15 protein-coding genes are annotated in these 17,782 nt (G+C 67.0%); 12 read left to right on the forward strand and 3 right to left on the reverse strand.

The genetic code is table 11. The features are described from left to right. Positions 1-5 precede the first annotated feature (5 nt). From rlmN to der, 6 genes are all read left to right on the forward strand, one after another. Positions 6-1,211, forward strand: a complete 1,206-nt coding sequence (gene rlmN / locus CCR98_RS08995) for a 23S rRNA (adenine(2503)-C(2))-methyltransferase RlmN (protein WP_005409296.1) — start codon at positions 6-8, stop codon at positions 1,209-1,211. Next, positions 1,198-1,983: a type IV pilus biogenesis/stability protein PilW gene (gene pilW, locus CCR98_RS09000; protein ID WP_087922310.1), complete on the forward strand. Its 786-nt coding sequence runs from the start codon at positions 1,198-1,200 to the stop codon at positions 1,981-1,983. Before rlmN ends, pilW begins: the two co-directional genes overlap by 14 nt. An 18-nt stretch (positions 1,984-2,001) precedes the next feature. Further along, a complete protein-coding gene (locus CCR98_RS09005; protein ID WP_087922311.1) occupies positions 2,002-2,874 on the forward strand; it encodes a RodZ domain-containing protein in 873 nt (290 codons plus the stop codon). A 64-nt stretch (positions 2,875-2,938) separates the two neighbouring features. Further along, positions 2,939-3,577, forward strand: a complete 639-nt coding sequence (locus CCR98_RS09010; protein WP_032960761.1) for a tetratricopeptide repeat protein — start codon at positions 2,939-2,941, stop codon at positions 3,575-3,577. Then, positions 3,577-4,785 (forward strand): outer membrane protein assembly factor BamB, encoded by a 1,209-nt coding sequence (gene bamB, locus CCR98_RS09015; RefSeq protein WP_014036904.1) that lies wholly within the window; start codon positions 3,577-3,579, stop codon positions 4,783-4,785. Before CCR98_RS09010 ends, bamB begins: the two co-directional genes overlap by 1 nt. 17 nt (positions 4,786-4,802) lie before the next feature. Further along, positions 4,803-6,200, forward strand: coding sequence for a ribosome biogenesis GTPase Der (gene der, locus CCR98_RS09020; RefSeq protein WP_014036905.1), 1,398 nt, complete (start codon positions 4,803-4,805; stop codon positions 6,198-6,200). A gap of 138 nt (positions 6,201-6,338) precedes the next feature. Here der and CCR98_RS09025 read toward each other — a convergent pair whose 3' ends face one another. The 3 genes from CCR98_RS09025 to CCR98_RS09035 all read right to left on the reverse strand — a co-directional run bounded on the left by CCR98_RS09025 (position 6,339) and on the right by CCR98_RS09035 (position 8,742). Next, complete coding sequence (locus CCR98_RS09025) at positions 6,339-7,121, reverse strand: lysine transporter LysE (RefSeq protein ID WP_087922312.1); 783 nt, start codon at positions 7,119-7,121, stop codon at positions 6,339-6,341. 95 nt (positions 7,122-7,216) lie between these two features. Then, positions 7,217-7,852: a LysE family translocator gene (locus tag CCR98_RS09030; RefSeq protein WP_087922313.1), complete on the reverse strand. Its 636-nt coding sequence runs from the start codon at positions 7,850-7,852 to the stop codon at positions 7,217-7,219. A 74-nt stretch (positions 7,853-7,926) separates the two neighbouring features. Further along, complete coding sequence (locus CCR98_RS09035) at positions 7,927-8,742, reverse strand: AraC family transcriptional regulator (RefSeq protein WP_087922314.1); 816 nt, start codon at positions 8,740-8,742, stop codon at positions 7,927-7,929. Between the two features lie 89 nt (positions 8,743-8,831). Between CCR98_RS09035 and moeB the strand changes: the two genes are divergently transcribed. The 6 genes from moeB (at position 8,832) to guaA (ending at position 17,677) form a co-directional block, all read left to right on the forward strand. Beyond that, positions 8,832-9,968, forward strand: coding sequence for a molybdopterin-synthase adenylyltransferase MoeB (gene moeB / locus CCR98_RS09040; protein ID WP_087922315.1), 1,137 nt, complete (start codon positions 8,832-8,834; stop codon positions 9,966-9,968). Between the two features lie 358 nt (positions 9,969-10,326). Next, the gene (locus CCR98_RS09045; RefSeq protein ID WP_087922316.1) at positions 10,327-12,159 is read left to right on the forward strand and encodes a monovalent cation:proton antiporter-2 (CPA2) family protein; all 1,833 of its coding nucleotides are present in this window, start codon (positions 10,327-10,329) and stop codon (positions 12,157-12,159) included. A gap of 168 nt (positions 12,160-12,327) precedes the next feature. Next, positions 12,328-13,206 carry a bifunctional methylenetetrahydrofolate dehydrogenase/methenyltetrahydrofolate cyclohydrolase FolD gene (gene folD, locus CCR98_RS09050; protein WP_014036908.1) on the forward strand — a complete coding sequence of 293 codons (879 nt, stop codon included), beginning with the start codon at positions 12,328-12,330 and terminating at the stop codon, positions 13,204-13,206. Positions 13,207-14,073: 867 nt separating this feature from the next. Then, on the forward strand, positions 14,074-15,531 hold the full coding sequence (guaB, locus tag CCR98_RS09055; RefSeq protein ID WP_005409308.1) for an IMP dehydrogenase: 1,458 nt from the start codon (positions 14,074-14,076) through the stop codon (positions 15,529-15,531). Between the two features lie 107 nt (positions 15,532-15,638). After that, positions 15,639-16,115, forward strand: coding sequence for a hypothetical protein (locus tag CCR98_RS09060; RefSeq protein WP_198361084.1), 477 nt, complete (start codon positions 15,639-15,641; stop codon positions 16,113-16,115). After that, positions 16,112-17,677 (forward strand): glutamine-hydrolyzing GMP synthase, encoded by a 1,566-nt coding sequence (gene guaA, locus CCR98_RS09065; protein ID WP_087922318.1) that lies wholly within the window; start codon positions 16,112-16,114, stop codon positions 17,675-17,677. The genes CCR98_RS09060 and guaA overlap by 4 nt, the downstream gene beginning before the upstream one ends. The last annotated feature ends 105 nt before the right edge of the window (positions 17,678-17,782 follow it).

The following is a 17,782-nucleotide window of genomic DNA, read 5'->3' on the forward strand; positions in this document are numbered from 1 at the left end:
ATGCCGTGAACGAGGTCGTACAGTCCCCCGCCATCCAGCCGCTGCCGAAGTCGGCACCCACGGCTGGCAAGCAGAACCTGCTCGACCTCGATCGCGCGGGCCTGGAGAAGTTCTTCGTCGAGGTTCTTGGCGAGAAGAAGTTCCGTGCCCATCAGGTGATGAAGTGGATCCACCATCGCTACGTCACCGACTTCGATGAAATGACCGACCTCGGCAAGGTCCTGCGCGCCAAGCTGCAGGCCCATGCCGAGGTGCTGGTTCCCAACATCGTGTTCGACAAGCCCTCCGCCGACGGCACCCACAAGTGGCTGCTGGCGATGGGCGTGGATGGCAAGAACGCCATCGAGACCGTGTACATCCCCGACAAGACCCGCGGCACGCTGTGCGTGTCCTCGCAGGTCGGTTGCGGCCTGAACTGCACGTTCTGCTCCACCGCCACGCAGGGCTTCAACCGCAACCTGACCACCGCCGAGATCATCGGCCAGGTGTGGGTTGCCGCACGCCATCTGGGCAACGTGCCGCACCAGATGCGCCGCCTCACCAACGTGGTGATGATGGGCATGGGCGAGCCGCTGATGAATTTCGACAACGTCGTGCGCGCCATGAGCGTGATGCGCGACGACCTGGGCTACGGCCTGGCCAACAAGCGCGTGACCCTGTCGACCTCCGGCCTGGTGCCGCAGATCGACCGCCTGTCCGCCGAAAGCGACGTGTCGCTGGCGGTGTCGCTGCACGCGCCGAACGATGCGCTGCGCGAAACCCTGGTGCCGCTCAACAAGAAGTATCCGATCGCCGAGCTGATGGCCTCGTGCGCACGCTACCTGCGCGCCAACAAGCGCCGCGAATCGGTCACCTTCGAATACACCCTGATGAAGGGCATCAACGACAAGCCCGAGCATGCACGTGAGCTGGCCCGCCTGATGCGCCAGTTCGACAACGCGGTGCAGGCCAAGGACTCGGGCAAGGTCAACCTGATCCCGTTCAACCCGTTCCCGGGTACCCGCTACGAGCGTTCGGAAGAAGCGCACATCCGTGCCTTCCAGAAGATCCTGCTCGACAGCAACGTGCTGACCATGGTCCGCCGCACCCGTGGCGACGACATCGACGCCGCCTGTGGCCAGCTCAAGGGCCAGGTGATGGACCGGACCCGCCGCCAGGCGGAGTTCAACAAGACGCTGCAGGCGGGGAAGGGGAGCGATGCCGCGGCCTGACCGCCTCTGGCTGGTGCTTCTCGCAGGCGTGCTGGCCGTTGTGGTCGGCGGCTGCAAATCCCACCCCAAGGCCAAGCTCGGGCCGAGCCAGGCGCCGGTCTATTCGGTGGGTGACCCGGAAAGCGTGCGGCGCGAAGTGCGCTGGCGCGACCTGTTGACCCTGGCGACCCGCGACATGCAGGTCGGCAATCTCGACGCCGCCGAGCGCAAGGTGCGCGAAGCATTGAAGCTGGCGCCCGAGGCCCCCGATGCGCTGGTGCTGCAGGCCGGCATCGATGACCGTCGTGGCCGCACCCGCCAGGCGGGCGAGAATTTCCGCAAGGCCGCCGAGCTGGCGCCGCAGCGCGGCGACGTGCTCAACAACTACGGGGCCTGGCTGTGCCAGCAGGGCCAGCCGGCCGAATCGCTGGTCTGGTTCGACCGGGCGCTGCAGGCGCCGGGCTATGCCACTCCGGGCGAGGCGCAGGCCAATGCCGGCAGCTGCGCACTGGACGCGGGCCAGCTCGAACGTGCCGAACGCGACCTGCGTGCGGCCCTCGTCGCGGCGCCGGCCAACCCGGTCGCGCTGGAGTCGATGGCCCAGCTGAGCTTCCGCCAGGGCCGCTACATGGAGGCCCGGGCCTTCGCCGAACGTAGGATTGCGGCTGCACCCGCAACGCGTTCCGTGTTACAACTTGCGTCTCAAATCGAAGCGAGGCTGGGCGATCGGGCGGCATCTGATCGCTATCTGCAGCGGATTCGACAGGAATTTCCGCAGGAAGCGGGCTCCTAACTCCAGGGTTGATGCATTGTGATTGATGACCAGACTGTGAGCGCTCTCGAGACTGCGGCCGGCTGCGGCACCCGCCTGCGCCAGGCCCGCGAAGCGGCCGGACTGACCCTCGAAGATGTCGGCTCGCGCCTGCGCATGCCGGTCCAGGTGGTCAAGTCGCTGGAAGAGGAACAATGGCAGAAGCTGGGGGCGCCGGTGTTCGTGCGCGGCCAGCTGCGCAGCTACGCGCGCCTGCTGGACGTGGACGTGGGCCAGCTGCTGGAACAGGCCCAGGTCGGCCCGGTGGTTCCGCCCACGCTGGTCAGCCATACCCATACCCCGCGTGCGCGCCGCATCGCCGAGAACCTCGGCCGGCGCGTGCTGTACGTCGGCATCACCGCCGTGCTGGCCGTGCCGGTGTGGTTCGCCACCCGTGGCCACTTCGACGGCAGTGCCACCCCGTCGCCGAGCACCGCCTCGCTGGACGTGATCCCGGCCGCCGTGCCGGTCACCCCGTCCGCGGCCGGTGCCGAGGCTGTCGCGCCGGCCGAAGCGGCCACTGCCCCGGCCAGCAAGCCGGCGGCGACCCCGTACGTGGCCTCGTTGGCCCCGGTGCCGCGCCCGGCGCCGGCACCGGCGGCTGCCGGCAACGCGCTGGAAATGCAGTTCAGCGGCGACAGCTGGGTCGACATCGGGGGGCCGGACGGCAGTACTGTCGAGAAGGCGCTGATCAAGTCCGGCGAGACCCGCAGCTTCACGCCGGGCCAGGTGACCCGGGTGACCCTGGGCAACGCCTCGGCGGTCCAGGTTCAGCAGAACGGCGCTATCGTCGATCTGACCCCCTACCAGCGAGCCAACGTGGCACGCTTTCAGGTATCCTCTGAAGGCTCCGTAGTCCCGGTTTCGCACTGAGGCGCGGTTTCACCACCTTCGATAATCCCAATGGTCCCTCCCGACGGGCGGGGCGAGAGTACGCATGGCGATCGACGATCTGCTCGACGAGCACGAACAAAGTGAACGCGTCCGCAGCTGGCTGCGGAAGAATGGCGCCAGCATCCTCGGTGGCGTAGTCATCGCCATCGGTGCCATTGCCGGTTGGCAGTGGTACCAGAAGGATCAGGGCGGCAAGCTGGCCTCGGCCAATGTCGAGTACCAGAAGGCCCTGCAGGGCCTGCAGCAGAACAAGCTTGACGACGCCGCCAAGGCGGTCAAGGCGCTCGAAGCCGGCCCGTCCAGCATCTACGGCGACCTCGCGGCGCTGCAGCTGGCCAAGGCCCAGGTCGACGCCGGCAAGAACGAAGAGGCACTGGCCACCCTGCGCAATGTGAAGGTCGAAGGTGACCTGCAGCGCGTGGTCGACCAGCGTGTGGCCCGCCTGCTGGTGGCCACCGGCAAGAGCGACGAGGCGATCAAGCTGCTGGGCAGCGCCACCGACAGCAGCAGCCTGGAAATCCATGGCGATGCGCTGATGGCGCAGGGCAAGCGTGACGACGCCCGTGCACAGTACGAGAAGGCGCTGAAGACGCTGGACGTGGCAGCGCCGCAGCGGCGCCTGCTGGAAACCAAGGTTATGGACGCCGGCGGCACCGTCGCCGCCCCTGCGGAGTCGGTTTGATGAGTCAGAAGGTCATGATCACCCGCGTCGCCACCGTGCTCCTGATGGGCATGGCCCTGACCGGCTGCAGCACCATGAAGGGCTGGTTCGCCGGCAAGGATGCGGCCGCGAAGAAGGCACAGGAACCGGCTGAGCTGGTCAAGTTCGAGCCGACCCTGAAGGTCAGCAAGGCCTGGTCGGTCAACCTCGGCAAGGGCGAGCGCCGCATCGGCGTGCGCCAGGGCCCGGCGGTGGCCAACGGCCACGTGTTCGCTGCGGCGATCACCGGTGGCGTGCACGCCATCGACCTGCAGACCGGCAAGAAGGTCTGGACCTGGGAGCCGAAGAAGGAAAAGAAGAAGGCCAAGCTGCGCCTGTCCGGCGGCCCGGGTGTCGGTGAGAACCTGGTCGTGATCGGCACGCTGGATGGCCAGGTCATCGCGCTGGACATCAACGATGGCAGCGAAAAGTGGCGGGCCCGTGTTCCGGGTGAAGTCATCGCCGCGCCGGCCGTTGCCCAGGGCATGGTCTACGTGCGCAGCAACGACGGCCGCGTCACTGGCTTCGATGCCGGCAACGGCACCCAGAAGTGGTTCAACCCGAGCGAACTGCCGGCGCTGACCGTGCGCGGCAACGCGCCGGTGGTGACCGGCCCGGGCGTGCTGTTCATCGGCAAGGACGAGGGCGCGGTTGCGGCCCTGGCCCAGCAGGATGGCCGCACCCTGTGGGAACAGAACCTCGGCAACGGCGAAGGCCGCACCGAACTGGAGCGCATGGCGGACGTTGACGGTGCTCCGGTGCTGGAGGGCAACACCCTCTACGTGAGCAGCTTCAAGAACCAGACCATGGCCATCGAAGGCCCGACTGGTCGCCCGCTGTGGGCGCGCGACCATGGCGGTGCCGGTGGCGTGGCGGTGTCGTCGGGCAATGTGTTCGTCACTGACAACAAGGGCGGCGTGTTCGGCCTGGACAAAGCCAGCGGCGCTGCCATGTGGTCGCAGACCGCGCTGGCCCGTCGTTCGCTGACCGGCCCGGCGCTGCATGGCGACTACGTGGTGGTCGGCGACTACAAGGGATACGTGCACTGGCTGCAGGCGTCCGATGGTGCGATGGCGGCACGGGCAAAAAGTGGCGGCGACGCCCTGCTGGCCCAGCCGGTCGTCGCAGACGGGGTGCTGCTGGTGCAGAACGTTGATGGCAAGCTGACCGCCTTCCGGTTGGCAAATTAAAAATTGGAGTAATCGCGATGCTGCCTTTGGTCGCCCTGGTTGGACGGCCGAATGTCGGCAAGTCGACTATTTTCAATGCGCTTACGCGCACCCGTGACGCGCTGGTCCATGACCAGCCCGGCGTCACCCGCGACCGCAACTACGGTGTCTGCCGTCTGGACGAGGACAATCATTTCCTCGTCGTCGACACCGGCGGTATCGCGGAAGAGGAAGAGGGACTGGCGGGGGCTACCACCCGCCAGGCCCGCGCCGCTGCGGCGGAAGCCGACCTGATCCTGTTCGTGGTCGATGCCCGTGAGGGTACCTCGGCGATGGACGACGAGATCCTGGCCTGGCTGCGCAAGTTGTCGCGCCCGACGCTGCTGCTGATCAACAAGATCGACGGCACCGACGAGGACACCGTGCGTTCGGAGTTCGCCCGCTACGGCTTCGGCGAGATGCTGACTGTGTCGGCCGCGCATCGCCAGGGCCTGGACGACCTGCTGGACGAAGTGATCCAGCGCCTGCCGGAAGAAGGCAGCGGCGAAGAGCTGGACAACGATCCGAACCGCATCCGCATCGCCTTCGTCGGCCGCCCGAACGTGGGCAAGTCAACACTGGTCAACCGCATCCTCGGCGAGGAGCGCATGATCGCCTCCGACGTGCCGGGCACCACCCGCGATTCGATCGCGGTGGACCTGGAGCGTGACGGCCGCGAATACCGCCTGATCGATACCGCCGGCCTGCGCCGTCGTTCGCGCGTGGACGAGGTCGTCGAGAAGTTCTCGGTGGTCAAGACCATGCAGTCGATCGAGCAGTGCCAGGTGGCCGTGCTGATGCTCGACGCCACCGAAGGCGTGACCGACCAGGACGCCACCGTGCTCGGTGCCGTGCTTGACGCCGGTCGCGCGCTGGTGATCGCCATCAACAAGTGGGATGGCCTGACCGAGTACCAGCGCGAGCAGGCCGAAACCATGCTGTCGCTGAAGCTGGGCTTCGTGCCGTGGGCCGAGTCCGTGCGCATCTCGGCCAAGCATGGCTCGGGCCTGCGTGAGCTGTTCCGTGCGGTGCACCGCGCGCACGAATCGGCGAACAAGACGTTCACCACCAGCGAAGTGAACAAGGCGCTGGAAGTGGCGTACGAGACCAACCCGCCGCCGACCATCCGCGGCCACGTCTCCAAGCTGCGTTACGTGCACCCGGCTGGGGCAAACCCGCCGACCTTCATCGTGCATGGCACCCGCCTGAAGGAACTACAGGAATCGTACAAGCGCTACCTGGAGAACTTCTTCCGCAAGCGCTTCAAGCTGATCGGCACCCCGGTGAGCTTCATCTTCCGCGAGGGGACCAACCCGTACGAGGGCAAGAAGAACGTCCTCACCGAGCGGCAGGTCAAGGCCAAGCGGCGCTTGATGAAGCACGTCAAGGGCAAGTGATGCAGGAAAAGGCGGCCTGAGGGCCGCCTTTTTCGTTTGTGGTAGTGCCGGCCGCTGGCCGGCAACCCGATGATGCCTGGCGTGTTCACGAGGTTGCCGGCCAGCGGCCGGCACTACCCCCACGTCTACAGATCTCGATCAGGGCGGACTGCTGCGACGAGCGCGGCAATGCGGCAACGCGCATGGGATGCCTCGGCCGCGCCGCGATGTTGAAGCCGGTTGCACCTGGCGTGTGGCAGGGATCGATTCCGGCAGCTGCACCTGCCCCGTGATGCTTGCCCAGACCAGGGTCGTACCCAGTGCGCCTGCCAGGTACGCCACCGACACCGCCCCGATCAGCAGGCCCGCGGCATGCTCCAGCCATGGAAGCAATCGGCAACACCCCTGTGCCCAGCGCGGATGGCTGCCGAGCCACGCCATCAGCAGGCCGAGCGACAGCGCGACGCCACTCAGGCCGGCCACGTAAGCGGCCTGGGTGCCAGTGTCGGCAACGAGGCCGGTAACCAGGGCTGCAATCGCGAACTGCAGCATCCAGTTGCTGCTGCTGGCGAGCGCCAGCAGACATCCTGCTTCGGCGTGCGGCCAACGGGAACGAGCGCGCAGGCCCCAGGGCATCTGCAGGGAAAGCGGAGAGAAAGGGGTCAAGCCGGCGTCGCGCAGGCACATGCCCGCCAGGCGCAGCAGCAGGAGGCAGCCCGCGCACTGCATCGCCAGCGTCCACAGGCCGCGGTTTCCCAGCATGCCCGCTGCAACGAAAGCCGTCGCACAGATGACGCCCGTACCGATGGCGATACCGAACGACGCGGCCATGGCGGCGTGCCCGCCCGTGCCCATCGCGGTGCGCAGGATCTTCGCGTGATGCGAAGCAGGCAGGAGCATGGCGAAGCCGTACAGCACCGCGACGATGAAGAACTGCTGCAACGTAAACCTGCCACTGACCTACAGAAAGTGCAGAGTGTGGGCGGGTGTGAACGCGCGGTATTGAACGCCATTGCGACAGGCGCGAATCGCCGGCATCAGCCGGCCCACAGCGACACGACGATCCATAGCGCCAGCGCAATCATCAGGAGCCCTGCGGCGCGCTCCAGCCAGGGCAGGGCGCGTGCGAATCGGCCCAGCACCCACGGGTGGCCGACCAGCGCGGCTACCAGCAGATCCCATAGCAGGACGATGCCGAACATCCACGCGCCATAGAAGAACTTCGTTGCGGCGCTGGCCTGCGGGCCGTTGAGCATTGCCGCCAACGTTGCGTAGAACAGCGCATTCTTCGGGTTCAGCAGCGCAGACAGGGCGCCCAGCCCTGCCGCCTTCCACCATCCGTGGGCACCGTCCGCTCGCGATCCGGCGGCAGCGTCAGATGCCTGCAGCGTCGTCGAACCCGCATGGCGCAGGAACAGCGTGCCGAGGTACATCAGGAACCCGCAGCCCGCCAACTGCACCGCAATGAACCCTGTGCTGCCCGCGCGCAGCAGGGCGATTCCGGTGAAAGCCGCCACTATGAATACCCCGTTGCCAACGGCGATGCCTGCGCAGGCGCCACTGGCGGTGCGCCAGCCAGAGGTGATCGCGGTGCGTGCAACGAGGAAGAAATCGGGACCGGGTGAGAGCAGGGCGAGAAAATGCAAGGTGGCGATGATCAGGAACTGTTCCATCGGGTCCGGCGGCGACTGGCTGGGGCGCCAGTCTGGGGATGTGCCGCGCGGTGGTATTGAACGTTATTGCAGGCTCAGCGCCGGTACTGGCCTGGGGTCGCACCGGCGTGGGCCTTGAAGACCCGCTGGAAATGACTCTGGTCGGCAAAGCCCAGTGCATGCGCGACCACGGCCAGTGACTGGCCTTCGCACAACCGTCGGCGGGCCTCCTGGATTCGCTGGTCGATCTGCCAGGCGTGTGGCGTCAGGCCCGTGGCACGTCGGAAGGCGCGGATCAGCTGGTAGCGGCTCATGCCTGCCAGCGATGCGAGCTCCTGCAGGGCCGGGGTGTGTTCGAGCCGCTGGCGCAGAACGTCCATCACCGGCTGCACCCGCTGCTGTAGTGCGGCATCTTCAGGCGGGCCGGCGACGGCTACACCATCGTGTTCATCCAGATCGCCGACGAACGCGATCAGGGCCGCTTCCTTGACGCTGACCGGATCGTCGGAGAACAACGTCTCGTTGAGCTGGCAGTACTGCTGGTAGCGCGGGCGATGGTGGGAGATCCGGATCGGTTCCTGCTGCCAGTCGGGTCCGGGCAGGCCGTCATACTCGGCGCGGACCTCGGCCATCCAGCGCGCATCCAGATGCAGCATCTGGTAGCTCCAGACCTGGCCGGGCAGGGGGTTGCAGGCATGCACGCGGCCTGCGGGTACGCCGACCAGGCTGCCGGGCTGCAGCAGGCGCGGTCCTTCCGCGGCGCCGGTGAACACGCTGCTGCCGGCGTCCACGGCGCCGATCGAGAAGGTGTCATGGCTGTGCGGGCGATGGCAGGCGCGGCTGTCGCAGGCCCGTCGGCTTTCGACGAAGGGCATGCGCGGGTCACGCCAGAATTCGGTGGCAGAGCGCATGCAGCGGTTCCGGGATGCAGGGGGCAACGCCCGCATGGTGCCATGTTCGGGGCAAGGCGCGTCGAGGGTGTCTGCGCGATAATGCGGCCATGAGCATCCAAGAGCTTTCCCCCGCGCAGGCGCGCGAGCGCCTGGCCCACGGCGCCGTGCTGATCGATGTGCGCGAGGCGCACGAACGGGCCGGCGGCATGGCCGAGGGCGCGCGCGGCGTGGCCAAGGGCGAGCTGCAGGCCGACCCGGTTGCGCATCTGCCGCGACTCGACCAAGAGATTCTGCTGATCTGCCAGAGCGGCAAACGCTCGGCCGATGCCGCGCAGTTCCTGCTGGAGGCCGGCTACACCCACGTCGCTTCCGTGACGGGCGGTACCGTGGCCTGGCGCGAGCAGTCGCTGCCGCTGGTGCAGCCGCTGGCCAGCGCCGCCGACCGTGACTTCTTTGATCGCTATTCGCGGCATTTGCTGCTGCCGCAGGTGGGTGAGGCGGGCCAGCGCACGCTGCAGCAGTCGCGCGTGCTGGTGCTGGGGGCGGGCGGGCTGGGTGCGCCGGCTGGCTTCTATCTGGCCGCCGCCGGGGTAGGGCACCTGCGCTTCGCCGACCACGACCGCGTGGAGCGCAGCAACCTGCACCGGCAGATCGTGCATACCGAAGCCAGCGTCGGCCAGCTCAAGGTCGATTCCGCCCGCGAGCGGCTGTTGGCGCTGAACCCGTCGATCGAGGTGGAGGCCGTGCCTGAGCGGGTCACGTCCGAGAACGTGGATGCTCTGATCGAGGGCGTGGACGTGGTGCTGGATGGCTCGGACAACTTCCCGCTGCGCTACCTGCTCAACGACGCCTGCATCAAGCACGCCAAGCCGCTGGTGTATGCCGCCATCGAGCGCTTCGACGGTCAGGTAAGCGTGTTTGACGCCGGCCGCCAGCGCGGCGTGGCGCCCTGCTACCGCTGCCTGTTCCCGGAGCCACCGCCGCCGGAGTTCGCGCCGAACTGCTCCGAGGCCGGCGTGCTGGGTGTGCTGCCGGGCCTGGCTGGGGTGCTGCAGGCCACCGAGGTGCTGAAGCTGCTGCTGGGCATCGGCGAGCCACTGGTGGGGCGCCTGCTGCGCTTCGATGCGCTGGGCATGCGCTTCCGCGAGACCGGCATCCGACCGGACCCGCATTGCCCGGTGTGTGCGCCCGGCGTGTCGTTCCCGGGGTATATCGATTACGCCGCGTTTTGTCGCGGTGGGTGAACCCGGCCGGGGAATGCCTTGGTGGATGCCGACCTTGGTCGGCGTTTTTGTGCCAACCAAGGTTGGCACCCACCGAAGCGGGTGCAAGGTTGGCACCCACCGAAGCGGGTGCAAGGTTGGCACCCACCGAAGTGGGTGCAAGGTTGGCACCTACCGAAGCGGGTGCAAGGTTGGCACCTACCGAAGCGGGTGCATGGTTGGCGCCAAGCGAAGCATGTGCCTGATTTCGGGATGATGCTGGGAGTCGCTCCCGGCATCGTTCCATCTCCAAGACAATCCGGCGCAACATGCGTGCTATTGCCATCATCGGCATTGCTCTATTGTTGAACCCGATTCTGGATCTTGGGGAAAACACCGCATGGCGGTAGAAGCAGCGACCAGCGAGCTGGTCAAGGTCGTGGCCCTGCTGGGCGCGGCGGTGGTGATGGTGCCTTTGTTCCGCCGGGCCGGCCTGGGCTCGGTGCTGGGTTACTTCGCCGCCGGCCTGGCGATCGGACCGTTCGGGCTGGGCTGGTTCTCCGACCCGCAGGCGATCCTGCATACCGCCGAGCTCGGCGTGGTGATGTTCCTGTTCGTGATCGGCCTGGAGATGCGGCCCTCGCACCTGTGGAGCCTGCGCAAGGAAATCTTCGGGCTGGGCACGCTGCAGATCGTCACCTGTGCGGTGGTGCTGACCAGCATCGCCAAGCTGTTCGGGTTGCCGTGGCAGGTGGCCTTCATCGGCGCCACCGGCTTCGTGCTGACCTCCACCGCAGTGGTGATGCAGCTGCTGGCCGAGCGCGGTGACATCGCGCTGCCGTCGGGGCAGAAGATCGTCTCCATCCTGCTGTTTGAAGACCTGCTGATCGTGCCGTTGCTGGCACTGGTGGCCTGGATGGGGCCGAGTGCGGGCAGTGCCGACGGCGAGGGTTCGCGTTGGTTGTCGGTGGCGATCGGTGTCGGTGCCATCGTCGGCCTGGTGCTGGTCGGCCGCTTCCTGCTCAACCCGCTGTTCCGCGTGCTGGCCGAATCGAAGGCGCGCGAGGTGATGACCGCCGCCGCGCTGCTGGTGGTGCTGGGCGCCGCGCTGCTGATGCAGCTGTCCGGCCTGTCGATGGCGATGGGCGCGTTCCTCGCGGGTGTACTGCTGAGCGAGTCGACCTTCCGCCACCAGATCGAGGCGGACATCGAGCCGTTCCGCGGCATCCTGCTCGGCCTGTTCTTCCTCAGCGTGGGCATGGCGCTGGACCTGAGCGTGGTGGCTGCGCACTGGCAGCTGATCCTCGGGCTGGTGCTGGCGTTGATGGCGGCCAAGGCGCTGTGCATCTACGTGGTGGCGCGCGTGATGGGCAGCGACCACGCGCAGGCGCTGGACCGTGGCGTGCTGATGGCGCAGGGCGGCGAGTTCGCCTTCGTGCTGTTCTCTGCCGCCGCATCGGCCGGCGTGATCGACCTGGAGATCAATGCCAACTTCACCGCCGTGGTGGTGCTGTCGATGGCACTGACCCCGCTGGTGGTGCTGGTCTACAAGCGCATCGCGCCGAAGCCGACGGTGAACATGGACGGCGTGGACGAGGCCGATGGGCTGTCCGGCAGCGTGCTGCTGATCGGCTTCGGCCGCTTCGGCCAGGTCGCCAGCCAATCGTTGCTGGCGCGCGACGTGGACGTGACCATCATCGACAACGATGTGGAGATGATCCAGAGCGCCGCGCGGTTCGGTTTCAAGATCTATTACGGCGATGGCACGCGCCTGGACGTGCTGCATGCTTCGGGCGCGGCCACCGCGCGTGCGATTGCGGTGTGCGTGGACAAGGCCGAGGCCGCCGACCGCATTGTTGAACTGGTGGCGCATGAGTTCCCGCAGGCCAAGCTGATGGTGCGCTCGTTCGATCGCGAGCATTCGCTGCGGCTGATCCATGCCGGTGTCGATTTCCAGATCCGCGAGACCTTTGAATCGGCGGTGTTGTTTGGCCAGGCCGCGCTGGTGGAACTGGGGGCGGACGAGGACGACGCGATCGAGATTGCCGAGCAGATCCGCCGTCGCGACGCCGAGCGTTTCGAGCTGGAAATTGCCGGCGGTGGCTTGAATGCCGGCGCGCGGATGATCTACGGCAACAGCCCGCAGGGCGTACCGACGCCGACGCCGTTCACCGCGCCGAAGCGGGAGAGCAAGACGTTGAACCCGCAGGATGTGCCGGAAGAGGAAGAATGAGGTGCCGCGCATCGCGCTCGCCGGGCGTGGCCCGGCGCTACCGTGGTGCACGCGGAGAGGGTAGCGCCGGGCCATGCCCGGCGAGCGCAGCGGCCACTCGGATGGGCGGTGGGCGAGGGGGCCTGAATCAGGGACAATAGCGTCCCCGCCGCCCCACGCCCGCTCCCGATGACCGATTCCGCCCCCCAGCTTCCTGCCCGCATCCTTGATGGCCGCCGCATCGCCGAGGACCTGCTCGACAGCCTGAAGGTGCGCGTCGACGCCCGCGTGGCCGCCGGCGGCAGCCGCCCGGGCCTGGCCGTGGTGCTGGTCGGTGGCGACCCGGCTTCGACCGTGTACGTGCGCAACAAGCGCCGTGCCGCCGAGAAGGTCGGCATCGAAGCACATGACTACGATCTGCCGGCCGGTACCACCGAGGCCGAGCTGCTCGACCTGATCGACCAGCTCAACGCCGACCCGAAGATCAACGGCATCCTGATCCAGCTGCCGCTGCCGGGCATCCCGGACGCACGCCGGCTGATCCAGCGCATCGACCCCCGCAAGGACGTGGACGGTTTCCACCCGGAAAATGTCGGCCACCTGGCCCTGCGCGAGTTCGGCCTGCGCCCGTGCACCCCGCGCGGCATCACCACGCTGCTGGGCCACACCGACCAGCCAGTGCGTGGCCGCAACGCCACCATCGTGGGCGTGAGCAACCATGTGGGCCGGCCGATGGGCCTGGAGCTGCTGATTGCCGGCTGCACCGTGACCAGCTGCCACAAGTTCACCCCCAAGGACGTGCTGGAACAGGCCGTGCGCAACGCCGACATCCTGGTGGTGGCGGTGGGCCGCCCGGGCATCGTGCCGGGTGAGTGGGTGAAGCCGGGCGCGGTGGTGATCGACGTGGGTATCAACCGGTTGGATGACGGCCGGTTGGTGGGTGATGTCGGGTTTGAAGCGGCTGCCCAGCGGGCGAGCTGGATCACCCCGGTGCCGGGTGGCGTGGGCCCGATGACCGTGGCCACGTTGATGCAGAACACCCTGGAAGCGGCGGAAGCGCTGAGCTGACCCTTTGGGGTGGGTGCCGACCGTTGGTCGGCACAATGCCGGGGCAGGCCGATGACCCGCTCCTGGTAGGTGCCAACCTTGGTTGGCACGATCCGTCCGGCGCCTGGGCCCCAGATGGGGTGAGGGCCGCTCCCTGTTTGTGCCAACCAAGGTTGGCACCTACCAAAGGCGGTTCCAGGGCGGTGCGGCTGGCGGCGTTGCCCGCTGTTGGTGGGTGCCAACCTTGGTTGGCACGATCTGTCCGGCGCCTGGGCCCCAGATGGGGTGAGGGCCGCTCCCTGTTTGTGCCAACCAAGGTTGGCACCTACCAAAGGCGGTTCCAGGGCGGTGCGGCTGGCGGCATTGCCCGCAGTTGGTGGGTACCAACCTTGGTTGGCACGATCCGTCCGGCGCCTGGGCCCCAGATGGGGTGAAGGTCTCTGGCTGTTTGTGCCAACCAAGGTTGGCACCTACCAAAGGCGGTTCCAGGGCGGTGCGGCTGGCGGCGTTGCCCGCTGTTGGTGGGTGCCAACCTTGGTTGGCACGATCCGTCCGGCGCTTTTTGAGCCCCATATGGGGTAGGGCCTCTCCCTGTTTGTGCCAACCAAGGTTGGCACCTACCAAAGGCGGTTCCAGGGCGGTGCGGCTGGCGGCGTTGCCCGCTGTTGGTGGGTGCCAACCTTGGTTGGCACGATCCGTCCGGCGCTTGGGCCCCCTATGGGGTAGGGCCTCTCCCTGTTTGTGCCAACCAAGGTTGGCACCCACCAAAGCGGTAGCCGGGCCGCTGAACCAACCACCGTCCGCGCGACACTGCGTCGCATCTACCCCCTGCCACAGGGCACGAAAACAGGGTAAAATGTCGCGCTTCCCCACATCTCGGGTATGCCGATGCTGCGCATCCAGGCTGAAGCACTCACTTACGACGACGTCTCGCTCGTCCCCGCCCATTCGACCATCCTGCCCAAGGACGTCAACCTCGAAACGCGGTTGACTCGCGACCTGAAGCTGAAGCTTCCGATCCTGTCCGCAGCCATGGATACCGTCACCGAAGCCCGCCTGGCCATCGCCATGGCCCAGCTTGGCGGCATGGGCATCATCCACAAGAATCTCAGCCTGGAACAGCAGGCCGCGGAAGTGGCCAAGGTCAAGAAGTTCGAGGCCGGTGTCATCCGCGACCCGATCACCGTCGGCCCGGAAACCACCATCCGCGACGTGCTGGCCCTGACCCAGGCGCACAACATCTCCGGCGTGCCGGTGGTGGGCAGCGACGGCCTGCTGGCCGGCATCGTGACTCATCGCGATATGCGCTTCGAGACCGAGCTGGACGATCCGGTCCGCCACATCATGACCAAGAAGGATCGCCTGATCACGGTCAAGGAAGGCGCCGCGTCTGACGAAGTGCTGCAGCTGCTGCACCGCAACCGCATCGAAAAGGTGCTGGTGGTCAATGATTCGTTCGAACTGCGTGGCCTGATCACCGTCAAGGACATCCAGAAGAACACCGACTTCCCGAACGCTGCCAAGGATCTGTCGACCCGCCTGCTGGTCGGCGCTGCCGTCGGCGTGGGTGGCGATACCGACCGCCGCGTGGAAGCGCTGGTCGCCGCCGGCGTGGACGTGATCGTGGTCGATACCGCGCACGGCCACTCGCAGGGCGTGCTGGACCGCGTCAGCTGGGTCAAGAAGAACTTCCCGAACGTGCAGGTCATCGGTGGCAACATCTGCACCGGCGAAGCCGCACTGGCGCTGCTGGACAGCGGCGCGGACGCAGTGAAGGTCGGCATCGGCCCGGGCTCGATCTGCACCACCCGCGTGGTTGCCGGCGTCGGCGTGCCGCAGGTCACCGCCATTGATCTGGTAGCCGAAGCGCTGCAGGACCGCATCCCGCTGATCGCCGACGGTGGCATCCGCTACTCGGGCGACATCGGCAAGGCGCTGGCCGCCGGTGCTTCGACCATCATGGTCGGTGGCCTGCTGGCCGGTACCGAAGAATCGCCGGGCGAGACCGAGCTGTACCAGGGCCGTTCGTACAAGAGCTACCGCGGCATGGGTTCGCTGGCTGCCATGGAGAAGGGGTCGAAGGACCGCTACTTCCAGGACGCCGCCACCGCCGACAAGCTGGTGCCGGAAGGCATCGAAGGCCGCGTGCCGTACCGCGGCCCGGTGGGCGGCATCATCCACCAGCTGATGGGCGGCCTGCGCGCCACCATGGGCTACGTGGGCTGCGCCACCATCGAAGACATGCGCAGCAAGCCCAAGTTCGTGAAGATCAGCGGCGCCGGCCAGCGTGAGAGCCACGTCCACGACGTGACCATCACCAAAGAGCCGCCGAACTACCGCGCCTGATGCGCTTGCAAACTGCTCTTGCGATCACGGGCAGCCTGCTGATGGCAGGCTGTTCGTTGTCCGAACCGCCGCCGCGCTCCGGGTTTCCGGGCGCGGCGGTTTCGCAATTGCAGGACGTACAGGCCTGCCAGAACGCGTTCTCGCTGCCGAAGGGCTGGCAGGTGCAGGCCGCTGGCGAACAGCGCTGGCTGCTGAAGGGCACTGGCGAGCGCCCGCTGCAGGTCACGCTGCAGTGCATTACCGAGCTGCTGCACGGGCCGGATGATCCGGTGCTGACGCCGGTCCTGGGTGCGCTGGAGCCCGCGCGGATGAGCGTGCGCTGGGCGTCCTGGGGCGCTGCGGGTTCGGGCGTCTCGATGGCGGCGCTGCAACGGCGCATCGTGCCCGGCACCGAAGTGCAGGAAATCGCCGAGCTGCCGCGCGCCGACCGCTCCAACCCCAACGCGCCGCATGGCCTGCTGATGCTGCGCTGGGACGAGGAAGACACCTCACATATTCAACAACGCGAGGCATTCATCGCCACGCTGACGCAGAGCCTTGAAGCGCCGGGCGCTGCGAAAAACACCACTGGAACGGCACCATGACCAACATCCATAACGACAAGATCCTCATCCTCGATTTCGGCGCGCAGTACACGCAGCTGATCGCCCGCCGCATCCGCGAGCTGGGCGTCTACTGCGAAATCTGGGCGTGGGACCACAACCCGGCCGAGATCGCCGCGTTCGGCGCCAAGGGCATCATCCTGTCCGGTGGCCCGGAATCGACCACGCTGCCCGGTGCTCCCGCCGCACCGCAGGAAGTGTTCGACAGCGGCCTGCCGATCTTCGGCATCTGCTACGGCATGCAGACCCTGGCCGCGCAGCTTGGCGGTGCCACCGAAGCCGCGGACCAGCGCGAGTTCGGCCACGCCGAAGTGAACGTGATCAACCCGGATGCACTGTTCAAGGGCCTGAGCGACCACGGCGGCGAGCCGAAGCTGAATGTCTGGATGAGCCACGGCGACCACGTCTCCGTGGCACCGCCGGGCTTCACCATCACCGCCACCACCGACCGCATTCCGGTGGCCGCCATGGCCAACGAAGAAAAGCGCTGGTACGGCGTGCAGTTCCACCCGGAAGTGACCCACACCCTGCAGGGCCAGGCGCTGCTGCGCCGCTTCGTGGTGGACGTGTGCGGCTGCCAGACCCTGTGGACCGCCGCCAACATCATCGACGACCAGATCGCCCGTGTGCGCGAACAGGTGGGCGATGACGAAGTGATCCTGGGCCTGTCCGGCGGCGTCGATTCGTCCGTGGTGGCCGCGCTGCTGCACAAGGCCATCGGCGAAAAGCTGACCTGCGTGTTCGTGGATACCGGCCTGCTGCGCTGGCAGGAAGGAGACCAGGTGATGGCGATGTTCGCCGAGCACATGGGCGTGAAGGTGGTGCGCGTGAACGCCGCCGACCGTTACTTTGCCGCGCTGGAAGGCGTGAGCGACCCGGAAGCCAAGCGCAAGATCATCGGCAACCTGTTCGTTGAGATCTTCGACGAAGAGTCGAACAAGCTGAAGAACGCCAAGTGGCTGGCGCAGGGCACCATCTACCCGGACGTGATCGAGTCGGCCGGCAGCAAGACCGGCAAGGCGCATGTGATCAAGAGCCACCATAACGTGGGCGGCCTGCCGGAGCACATGAAGCTGGGCCTGGTGGAGCCGCTGCGCGAGCTGTTCAAGGACGAAGTGCGCCGCCTGGGTGTTGAACTGGGCCTGCCGCGCAGCATGGTCTACCGCCATCCGTTCCCGGGCCCGGGCCTGGGCGTGCGTATCCTGGGCGAAGTGAAGCGCGAATACGCCGAACTGCTGGCCAAGGCCGATGCCATCTTCATTGACGAGCTGCGCAAGGCGGATCTGTACGACAAGACCAGCCAGGCGTTTGCCGTGTTCCTGCCGGTGAAGTCGGTGGGCGTGGTGGGCGATGCGCGGGCTTATGAGTGGGTGATTGCGCTAAGGGCCGTGGAGACGATTGACTTCATGACCGCGCATTGGGCGCATCTGCCGTATGAGTTCCTGGGTACGGTGAGCAACCGGATCATCAATGAGTTGCGGGGGGTGTCGCGGGTTGTCTATGACATCTCGGGGAAGCCGCCGGCTACTATTGAGTGGGAGTGAGTTGAAAGAACGAGGGCGCCGAGAGGCGCCCTTGTTGTATGCGGCGCGCGCCCTCGTGTTCTCATTTTGAAGCTCTTGGCGCGTTGAAGCTCTTGGCGCGTCGCG

The sequence above is a fragment of the Stenotrophomonas sp. WZN-1 genome (genome assembly GCF_002192255.1).
Taxonomy (GTDB): Bacteria; Pseudomonadota; Gammaproteobacteria; order Xanthomonadales; family Xanthomonadaceae; genus Stenotrophomonas.